This is a genomic window from Pseudoalteromonas sp. 20-92, from assembly GCF_030847595.1.
GTDB lineage: Bacteria > Pseudomonadota > Gammaproteobacteria > Enterobacterales > Alteromonadaceae > Pseudoalteromonas > Pseudoalteromonas fuliginea.
In genome coordinates this window covers 1-286 of sequence record NZ_JANJGQ010000102.1, presented here as the reverse complement: position 1 = coordinate 286, position 286 = coordinate 1, and the positions used below count along the sequence as shown (strand labels likewise).

1 pseudogene is annotated in these 286 nt (G+C 37.8%); it reads right to left on the bottom strand.

From position 1 onward, the window contains the following. Window positions 1–286, bottom strand: a pseudogene (locus NRL14_RS20925) (IS3 family transposase); the annotation flags it as partial.

Below are 286 nucleotides of genomic sequence, written 5' to 3'. Positions count from 1 at the left end.
GCTTATGATTCCATGTGTAGCCTTTAACATTGCGTAAATATAAAAAACATAAACCGAATCCCCAATTACGCTGACATGTTTCACTTATCATGAAAGTACGACAGGCTAAGACAATACTCATTTTATTTGTGCTAACGACTTCATGAGCCAAGACTTTGCGCTCAGAAGCCTTTACCACTTTTTTGCCATTGCCTCTTGAATGACCTCAGATTTTAGCCGCTCTTCAGCATACATTTTCTTTAAACGGCGATTTTCATCTTCAAGCTCTTTCATTCGTGTCATTAAA